The sequence below is a fragment of the Thermus sp. genome, from assembly GCF_040290245.1.
Lineage (GTDB): Bacteria > Deinococcota > Deinococci > Deinococcales > Thermaceae > Thermus_A.
Genome location: NZ_PSMQ01000065.1, coordinates 1 through 8,753 on the forward strand (window position 1 = coordinate 1; position 8,753 = coordinate 8,753).

The window sequence follows — 8,753 nt, forward strand, 5'->3', positions numbered from 1 at the left end:
GGCCGCAGTACTGGCAGGTGTACCGGTCCCGGCGCAGGATGTTCCTCCGGTTGAGGGCCGCTCGGCTCTGGGGCCGCTTGACCATGCGCTTGAGGCGGATGACGCTGGGAACGGGGATCTGGGTGCTCGGGGTGTGCAGGTGATCCCCGCTTTCCTCCAGCATCTCCGCGGTGCCGGAGAGGACGAGGAGAACCCCCCGCTTCACGCTGGCCAGGCCCAGGACCTCGTAGGCGGCGTTCAAAACCAGGACCCGGGGTGCGTCCAGGTTCACGAGTCCAGGATACCAAACCCCACCTTGTGTTAGACTGAACCTAACTAGGGGAGGCCTATGATTCCCAGGTATCTTGCCCTTGCCCTTGCGTTTGGACTCAGCCTGGCCGCTTCCCTCGAGGCGGCCCAGAGCGCCTTGGAAAAAGGGGAGTACGCGAAGGCCGCGGCCCTCTTTGAGGAGGCCTTGGTTCAGGACTACGCCCGAGCGGAGGCCCATCTGGGCCTGGGGGTGGCCCTGGTCCGGCTGGGCCGGCTGGAGGAGGCCCGCTTTGCCTTCCAGCAGATGACCCTTCTCTTCCCGGAAAGGGCCGAGGGGTTTTACAACCTGGGCCTGGTGGCCCTCCGCCTGGGCCGGCTGAACGAGGCGGTGGAGGCTTTGTCCAAGGCGGTCGCCCTCGCCCCCAGCGAAGAGGCCTACCTGGCTTTGGCGGAGGCCCAACGGGGCCTCGGGAAGCCTCAGGAGGCGGCGGAGACCCTTAAGAAGGGCCTTTCCCCCGAGCGCTCCCTCGGCTACCGCATGGCCCTGGCCCAGGCGCTTCTGGACGCCGGCCGGGGGGTGGAGGCGGTTCCGGTGCTCTACGGGGTCTTAAACCGCGCCCCAAAGGAGGCCAGGGCCTGGGACCTCCTGGCACAGGCCCTGGCCAAGGAGGGCTTGAAGGCGCGGGCTTTGCGGGAGCTGGAACGGGGTCTGGCCCTGGTGGAGGGGAGGGAGCGGGCCTTGCTCCTCTACCGGAAGGGCCTTTTGAGTGGGGAGGACAGGCCCTTGCAGGAGGCCTTGGCCCAGGACCCGGGCTTCTGGCCCGCGGCCTACCTTCTGGGAAAGCGCCGCCTCGAGGCGAAAGACCCCAGGGCCGCCCTGCCCTTCCTCCTTAAGGCCTACCAGGCGTCCAAGGAACCCGAGGTGGCCCTGGCCCTGGCGGCGGCCCATCTGAGTCTGGGGGAGGCCGAGCCCGCCTACCAATACGCCAAGGAGGCGGGGCCTATGGGGGGCTTTTTGCAGGCCCAGGCGGCCTTCCGCCTGGGCCGGCTGAGCGAGGCGGAGGGGCTTCTCAAAGGCCGTTCCGAGGCGAAGGCCCGTGCCCTTCTGGGCCAGGTCTACCTGGCCATGGGCCGGCCGGAGAGGGCGGTGGAGGTGCTCCAGCCGGCGTATCAGGCGGAACCGGACCCGGAGGTGGGGGCGAACCTGGCCGCGGCCTTCCTGGCCTTGGGCAGGCCCTCCGAGGCGGAGCTCCTTCTCCGGGAGGTCCTGGCCCGGTCGGACCGGCTCGCCCCCGCCTGGTACAACCTGGGGATCGCCTTGAGGGCCTTGGGGCGGGAGGAGGAGGCCAGGCGGGCTTTCGAACAGGCGGCGGGTCTGGGCTACGCCCCCGCCCGCCTGCTTTTGAGGTGAAGCATGGGGTGGCTGAGGGAGAACTGGCTGGACGCGCTGATCTTTTTCCTCTTCGCTTTAGTGGTGGCGGGGATCGTCCTTTATCTGACGGGCATCAACCCCTTTGGCCGCGCCCCCGAACGCCCTGCGGCCGCTTCGCCCAGGGGGCAGGAGGTGGCCCCTCCCGCGGTTTCCCAAGGGGCGAAGACCCCTCCGGCCCCCTCCAGCTCCGAGACAGAGCCGGTGGTGACGGTCCTCCCCCTCCCGCAGGCCCCGGCTCCACCCGCCTCGGAGGAGGCCCGCCGGGGGGCCTCTGAGCCCCCCAGGCCGTCCCCCGGTTCGGCGGCTGCCCCTTCGTCCTCCCCGCCCCAGGAGGGTGGGAAGGGGGTCTGGAGGGTGGCGGTGGGCTCCTTCACCAACCCCGAAAACGCCCTCAGGCTTTCCCAGGAGCTTTCCGCCCGGGGGTTTAAGGTCCGCCTCGAGGCCGCGGGGAGCTACACCCGGGTGGTGGTGGGGCCCTACCCCAGCGAGGAGGAGGCCCGAAAGGCTGCGCAGGCCCTTTCTGGGTATGCGCCCCGGGTGTACCGGGGGGAGGCGCCTCTGCCCTCCGCCTACTTCCAGGTGGGGGCTTTCCAGAAGGAGGAGAACGCCCTGGCCCTGGCCTCCAAACTGAAGGAGGCCGGAATCCCGGTGGTGGTTCGGAAGGACGGGCTTTTCCGGGTCCAGGTGGGCCCGGTCTCGGAGGCGGAGAAGGCGAGGGTAAGGGCCCGGCTGGAGGGGATGGGCCTTACCCCTATGGAGGCGCGATGAAGGAGAGCAAGGTCCCCAGCGCCGCCATCAGCCGGCTGGTCACCTACCTCCGGATCCTGGAGGAGCTTGAGGAAGAGGGCGTCATGCGCACGAGCAGCGAACAACTGGGGGAGCTCGCCCAGGTTACGCCCTTTCAGGTGCGGAAGGACCTTTCCTACTTCGGTTCCTACGGCACCCGGGGGGTGGGGTACACGGTCCCCGTCCTGAAGCGGGAGCTTAGGCATATCCTGGGCCTGAACCGCAGGTGGGGGCTTGGCATCGTGGGCATGGGCCGGCTGGGAAGCGCCTTGGCCGACTACCCTGGCTTTGGGGAGAGCTTTGAGCTCAGGGGGTTCTTCGATGTGGACCCGGATAAAATCGGAAAGCCCGTCCGGGGTGGGGTCATCGAGGCCGTGGAGGCCCTGCCGCAAAGGGTCCCGGGCCGCATCGAGATCGCCCTCCTCACCGTGCCCCGGGAGGCGGCCCAGGAGGCGGCGGACCTCCTGGTGGCGGCGGGGATCAAGGGCATCCTGAACTTTGCCCCGGTGGTCCTCGAGGTGCCCAAGGAGGTGGTGGTGGAGAACGTGGACTTTTTAACGGGACTGGCCCGGCTTTCCTTTGCGATCCTCAACCCCAGGTGGCGGGAGGAGATGATGTAAAGGGAGGATGTATGCGAGCAGCGTATGGATGGTTGGGTTTTTTGGCCTTGGTCCTTTCCGGTTGTCAGAACTTCTTCCAAGGAGGTATCGTCTTCGGCGGCCCCACCATTTTGGCGGAGCGGCGGAACTTTTCCTCCGGGTACGATTCCACAACCAACACCTACACCTACGCCTACACCCTTTCCGTCTACACCCTGCCCGGTTCAGGGGCGGGGACGGTGGTTTTTCTAGATTCCAGCGAGAATCCCCTGGATAGCCTCCTGATCCCCCAGTCCTGCCCGCCGGAGGCTCGAGACCCTTGCGGCCCCTACTCCAAAGAGGTCCGCTTGGAAAGCCGTGGTGTCTCCCTTTGGCCAAAGGAGGCGGTGAAGTACCGATCCATTTCCGCCAACGGCCAGTCCAAGATCCTCCCCTTGGAAAACCCTCTTCAACTGTACTAGCGGCCGCCGTTTTCTCGGCCCGGGCGGGGTATACTCTCTTCGGTGAAGGCCCTGGTCTTGCCCGACCTACAGGAGGCCCTCGGCCGGTTCGAAGCGGCGCTCTCTGAACTTCTGCGTTCGGAGGTCCTGTTCGTGGAGCTCATCCACCGGGACCTGGTGGCCGCCGGGGGGAAGCGCATCCGGCCCCAGCTGGTCTTCCTCGCCTCCCGGGCCATCGGGGGAGCGCCTTTTGAGATGGAGCTCGCGCTGGCGGTGGAGCTTCTGCACTCCGCCACCCTTCTTCACGACGACCTGATCGACGACGCGGAGACCCGAAGGGGGAAGGAAGCCGCCTTCAGGAGGTACGGGAATGCGGTCTCGGTTCTTTCCGGGGACTTCCTCCTCTCCCGCCTCCTCCACGTCATCGCCCGGACCGGCCGGATGGAGCTTGTGGAGCGCTTTGCCGAGGTGGCCAAGGCCCTGAGCGAGGGGGAGGTCCTCCAGTTCCAGGTGGCCGCCTTGGAGGACTATTCCTTGGAGAACTACGAAAAGATCATCACCGCCAAGACCGCGGTTTTGATGCGGCTGGCCTGCGAGGGCGTGGCGGTGCTCAAGGGGGTAGGCGGCGAGGTGCGGGAGGCCTTAGGGAGGTTCGGCCTCCTCTACGGCCAGGCCTTCCAGATGCGGGACGACTACCTGGACCTGATGGGGGACCCAAAGGCCCTGGGCAAGCCCATCGGGGGGGATGTGCGGGAGGGGAAGCTCACCCTCCTCACCCTGAAGCTTTTAGAGCGCTTCCCCGAGGAGGTGGGGCCCATCCTGAGGCGCCGGGCCCGGGAGGCGCAGGATCTGGAGCGGCTCCGGGCCCTGGCCCGCGAGACAGGGGTGGCCCAGGAGGTGGAGGCGGCCATCGGGAAACGGGTGGAGGAGGCGGTGGAGGCCCTTTCCCCCCTCCCCGACACCCCCTACCGGCGGGCCCTCGAGGCCTTGGCCCGGGCCGAGGAGGTGCGTCTGGCCTAGTCCGGCCCCGGTATAATGCCCCTTGGTGATGCTATGGGAATCCCTGCGTATCGGCCGCCGGACGAGCCGGGGCTTTGGGATGTCTTCTTGAACCGGCTGGAGCGGGTCCTGAAAAAGGCCAGCCTGCACCCGACCACGGTGGAGTACCTGGTCCACCCTCGCCGGCTGGTCACGGTCTCCGTCCCCGTCAAGATGGACGACGGCAAGGTGCGGTTTTTCCAGGGCTACCGGGTGGTGCACAACATCGCCCGCGGCCCCTCCATAGGGGGGGTGCGGTACCACCCCAAGGTCAGCCTGGGCCAGACCGCGGGCCTGGCCGCCTGGATGACCCTGAAGGCGGCCGTCTATGGCCTGCCCTTCGGGGGGGCGGCCGGAGGGGTGGCGGTGGACCCCAAGGCCCTTTCCTCGAAGGAGCTCGAGCGCCTCACCCGGCGGTACACCGCCGAGCTCGTCAACCTGATCGGCCCGGACATCGACATCCTGGGCCCGGACCTGGGGACGCATGAGGGGATCATGGCCTGGATGATGGACACCTACTCCATGACCCTAGGGACCACCGTCCCCGGGGTGGTGGTGGGGAAGCCCGCCGCCTTGGGGGGGACCGAGGGCCGGGACGATGCCGTGGGGTTGAGCGTGGCCCTGGTCCTTTGGACCTTGGCCGAAAGGCGGGGCCTTCCCTTGGAAGGGGCCCGGGTGGCCGTTCAGGGCTTCGGTCAGGTGGGCGGGGCGGCGGCCTTTTGGCTGGCCCGGATGGGGCTCAAGGTGGTGGCCGTCTCCACCTCAAAGGGCGGGGTGTACGATCCGGAAGGCCTAGAGGTGGAGGCCCTTCTTGCCCACTATGGGGAGACCGGGGAGCTGCCCCCCTGGGGGGAGTCCATCTCCAACGAGGCGCTTCTTTCCCTCGAGGTGGACTACCTGATCCCCGCGGCCCTGGAGGGGGTTCTGGACGGGAAGGCGGCGCAGAAGGTCCGGGCCCGGGCGGTCCTCGAGGCCGCCAATGGGGCGGTGACCGATGAGGCCGAGGCCCATCTTTTGGGCCGCGGGGTTTTGGTGGTGCCGGACCTCCTCACCGGGGGCGGGGGGCTCCTTTCCGGGTATCTGGAGTGGGTGCAGGACCTGAACATGTTCTTCTGGACCAAGGAGGAGGTCCGGGCCAGGATCGAGGCTTCCGTCCGCCGGGCGGTGGAGGAGGTGTGCGAACGGGCCGAGGCTTTGGAGGCGGACCTGCGCACCGGGGCCTTGGCCTTGGCCTTGGAGCGGGTGAACGAGGCGACCAGGCTTAGGGGAGTGTATCCATGAGGAGCGAACCGATTTCCTATCTGGGTGAACACGCGGGGCCGTGGGAGATCTATCTGGAGCAGGTGGACCGGGTCATCCCCCACCTGGGGCGGCTGGCCACCTGGGCGGAGACCCTCAAACGACCCAAGCGGGTCCTGATCGTGGACGTGCCCATCCACCTGGACGACGGCACGGTGGCCCATTTTGAGGGGTACCGGGTCCACCACAACACCTCCCGGGGACCGGCCAAGGGGGGGGTGCGCTACCATCCGGAGGTCACCCTCTCCGAGGTGATGGCCCTGGCCGCCTGGATGACGATCAAGAACGCCGCCGTGGGCCTGCCCTACGGCGGGGGGAAGGGGGGGGTGCGGGTGGACCCCAGGAAGCTCTCCCCCTCTGAGCTCGAGCGGCTGACCCGGCGGTACACCTCCGAGATCGGCATCCTTCTGGGCCCGGACCGGGATATCCCGGCCCCCGATGTGAACACCTCCGAGCGGGAGATGGCCTGGATGATGGACACCTACTCCATGAACGTGGGGCGGACGGCCCCGGGGGTGGTGACGGGCAAGCCCATCGCCCTTGGAGGGTCCTTGGGCCGCCGGGATGCCACGGGCCGGGGGGTTTTTATCACCGCGGCGGCGGCGGCGGAGAAGATCGGGCTTGGCGTGGAGGGAAGCCGGGTGGTCATCCAAGGCTTCGGAAACGTGGGCAACGCCGCGGCCCGCGCCTTTCATGACCACGGGGCCCGGGTCATCGCCATCTCCGACGTCACGGGGGCGGTGTACAACGAGGCGGGCATAGACCCCTATGACCTTTTGGCCTGGGTCCGGGAGGCCGGGGGGGTGCGGGGGTACCCGAGGGCCGAGCCCATCCCCCAGGGGGAGCTCTTCGCCATCCCCACCGAGTTCCTCATCCCCGCGGCTTTGGAGAAGCAGATCACCGAGCAAAACGCCTGGCGCATCCGGGCCCGGATCATCGCCGAGGGGGCCAACGGCCCCACCACCCCGGGGGCGGACGATATCCTTCAGGAAAAGGGCGTCGTCGTGGTCCCCGATGTGATCGCCAATGCGGGCGGGGTTACCGTCTCCTACTTCGAATGGGTCCAGGACTTCAACTCCTACTTCTGGAGCGAGGAGGAGATCAACCGCCGCCTGGAGCGGGTGTTGCGCGGCGCGTTTGAGGCGGTCTGGCAGGTCCACGAGGAGAAGCGGATCTCCCTTCGCACCGCGGCCTATGTGGTGGCGGCGACCCGGGTCCTCGAGGCCCGGGCGCTCCGGGGGTTATATCCTTAAGGGTGTGGACTGGCCACGCTTCGGGCGCGTCACCCTAAAACCGTTTTCCGCAGGGCTTTCCGAGAAGGAGTGGCAAGCCCTTTGGGAGACGTTTAAAGACCCCGAGGTGGCCTACTGGAACGGTACGAGCCCCCTCAAAACCCCCCTTTGGCTGTTCAAGCGGATGGTCCAGATGGACCTGAGGCGGAAGGACCGGGTGGCCTTTGGCATTCTGGATGAAAAGGGGGAGTGGATCGGGACGGTGGAGCTTTACGACCTCACCCCTGAGGAGGGCACCTTGGGCATCCTGATCGGGAAGAAGGACCGGTGGGGAAAGGGGTACGGCACCGAGGCGGTGCGGGCCCTTTTGGCCCACGCCTTTGGCCCTTTGGGGCTCAAGCGGGTCCGGCTTCGCACCTTTGCCCACAACGAAAGGGCGCAAAGGGCTTTTAAGAAAGCGGGGTTCAAGGAAGTGGGCCGCCTGAAGGCCCGGGGGACGGAGGACGTGGTGATGGAGGTGGAACGTGATTCTTTTAGCCCCGAGACTTAAGCCGGAGGCCTTTGCCCTCCTGCCCGAGGGGGTGGAGGTGGTCTACTTCGACGACCCCCTGCCCGAGAAGGCCCTAAGGGCCGAGGTGGTCATCCCTCCCTATGGAAAGCGGGAGGTCTTGGGGGCGCTTTTCCCCAGGATGCAGCGGCTCCGTTTCGTCCAGACTCTTTCCGCCGGGGTGGACTGGATTCTGGACCTGATTCCGGAAGGGGTGGTGCTGGCGGATGGGAGCGGAATCCACGATGCCCCGGTGGCGGAGTGGGTGGTGGGGGCCATCCTGGCCAGCCTTAAGAACCTCCCTTTGTTTTTGGACCAACAGAGGCGGGGCCTTTGGCGGGAGGAGCGGGTCTTGGACCTGGAGGGCAAGACCGTCCTCCTTCTGGGCTACGGCTCCATTGGCAAGGCGGTGGAGGAGAGGCTTATCCCCTTCAAGGTGGAGCTTTTCCGGGTCGCCCGGAGGGAGCGGCCCGGGGTCTACCCCCCGAAGGACCTTCCCCACCTCCTCCCTCAGGCGGACATCGTGGTCCTCCTTTTGCCCCTTACGCCCGAGACCCAGAGGATGGTGGACAAGGCCTTTTTGGCCCGGATGAAGCCGGGGGCCCTGCTGGTCAACGCGGGCCGGGGAGGGCTCGTGGACACAGGGGCTCTCCTCGAGGCCCTAAAGGCGGGGCGCATCCGGGCGGCCTTGGACGTGACCGACCCCGAGCCCCTTCCCGAGGACCACCCCCTTTGGAGCCTGCCCGGGGTCCTGATCACCCCGCACGTGGCGGGGCTTTCCGAGGGGTTTTCCCGGCGGGCGGGGCGGTTTTTGGCCGAGCAGCTGGGCCGCTACCTCCGGGGGGAGCCCCTTTTGAACGTGGTGCGGGAGGGGTACTAGTGGAGGTGGTGCTTCACGGCAACCTGAGGCGGCTGGGCGATCGGGTCAGGGTGGAGGCCAAGACCCCCCGGGAGGCCCTTTTGGCCCTAGGGGTGGACCCGGAGGCGGAGGAGTGGATCTTGGTGGTGGGCGATCGGGTTGTGGGGCTGGACGAACGGGTGGAGGGCCCCCTGGAGGTCTACCCCCCCATCGCCGGGGGATGGTATACTGAAGCTCCTGCTTGAGCAGGCGGCGTACAAGGGGGGAGCCGG

The 8,753-nt window shown here is 67.6% G+C and carries 11 protein-coding genes; 10 read left to right on the forward strand and 1 reads right to left on the reverse strand.

Annotation, left to right across the window (positions count from 1 at the left end):
* Positions 1-271: HNH endonuclease (locus C4301_RS08375; protein ID WP_503012415.1), on the reverse strand; the 271-nt coding region annotated here is incomplete at its 3' end.
* Positions 272-328: 57 nt separating this feature from the next.
* Here C4301_RS08375 and C4301_RS08380 point away from each other — a divergent pair.
* Genes C4301_RS08380 through C4301_RS08425 form a run of 10 tightly spaced genes read left to right on the forward strand, consistent with a single transcriptional unit; the run spans position 329 to position 8,726 of the window.
* Positions 329-1,660, forward strand: a complete 1,332-nt coding sequence (locus C4301_RS08380; RefSeq protein ID WP_352414641.1) for a tetratricopeptide repeat protein — start codon at positions 329-331, stop codon at positions 1,658-1,660.
* 3 nt (positions 1,661-1,663) lie between these two features.
* Positions 1,664-2,449 (forward strand): SPOR domain-containing protein, encoded by a 786-nt coding sequence (locus C4301_RS08385; RefSeq protein WP_352414642.1) that lies wholly within the window; start codon positions 1,664-1,666, stop codon positions 2,447-2,449.
* Positions 2,446-3,087, forward strand: a complete 642-nt coding sequence (locus C4301_RS08390) for a redox-sensing transcriptional repressor Rex (RefSeq protein WP_352414643.1) — start codon at positions 2,446-2,448, stop codon at positions 3,085-3,087. Before C4301_RS08385 ends, C4301_RS08390 begins: the two co-directional genes overlap by 4 nt.
* An 11-nt stretch (positions 3,088-3,098) precedes the next feature.
* Entirely contained in the window at positions 3,099-3,527 is a 429-nt protein-coding gene (locus C4301_RS08395) for a hypothetical protein (RefSeq protein WP_352414644.1), read from the forward strand.
* Between the two features lie 51 nt (positions 3,528-3,578).
* Entirely contained in the window at positions 3,579-4,526 is a 948-nt protein-coding gene (locus C4301_RS08400; protein ID WP_503012416.1) for a polyprenyl synthetase family protein, read from the forward strand.
* A gap of 33 nt (positions 4,527-4,559) precedes the next feature.
* The gene (locus C4301_RS08405) at positions 4,560-5,825 is read left to right on the forward strand and encodes a Glu/Leu/Phe/Val family dehydrogenase (RefSeq protein ID WP_352414645.1); all 1,266 of its coding nucleotides are present in this window, start codon (positions 4,560-4,562) and stop codon (positions 5,823-5,825) included.
* On the forward strand, positions 5,822-7,096 hold the full coding sequence (locus C4301_RS08410; RefSeq protein ID WP_352414646.1) for a Glu/Leu/Phe/Val family dehydrogenase: 1,275 nt from the start codon (positions 5,822-5,824) through the stop codon (positions 7,094-7,096). Before C4301_RS08405 ends, C4301_RS08410 begins: the two co-directional genes overlap by 4 nt.
* Positions 7,097-7,100: 4 nt before the next feature.
* Positions 7,101-7,625: a GNAT family N-acetyltransferase gene (locus tag C4301_RS08415; RefSeq protein WP_352414647.1), complete on the forward strand. Its 525-nt coding sequence runs from the start codon at positions 7,101-7,103 to the stop codon at positions 7,623-7,625.
* Complete coding sequence (locus C4301_RS08420) at positions 7,600-8,502, forward strand: 2-hydroxyacid dehydrogenase (protein ID WP_352414648.1); 903 nt, start codon at positions 7,600-7,602, stop codon at positions 8,500-8,502. Before C4301_RS08415 ends, C4301_RS08420 begins: the two co-directional genes overlap by 26 nt.
* The gene (locus tag C4301_RS08425) at positions 8,502-8,726 is read left to right on the forward strand and encodes a hypothetical protein (protein WP_352414649.1); all 225 of its coding nucleotides are present in this window, start codon (positions 8,502-8,504) and stop codon (positions 8,724-8,726) included. Before C4301_RS08420 ends, C4301_RS08425 begins: the two co-directional genes overlap by 1 nt.
* Positions 8,727-8,753 lie beyond the last annotated feature (27 nt).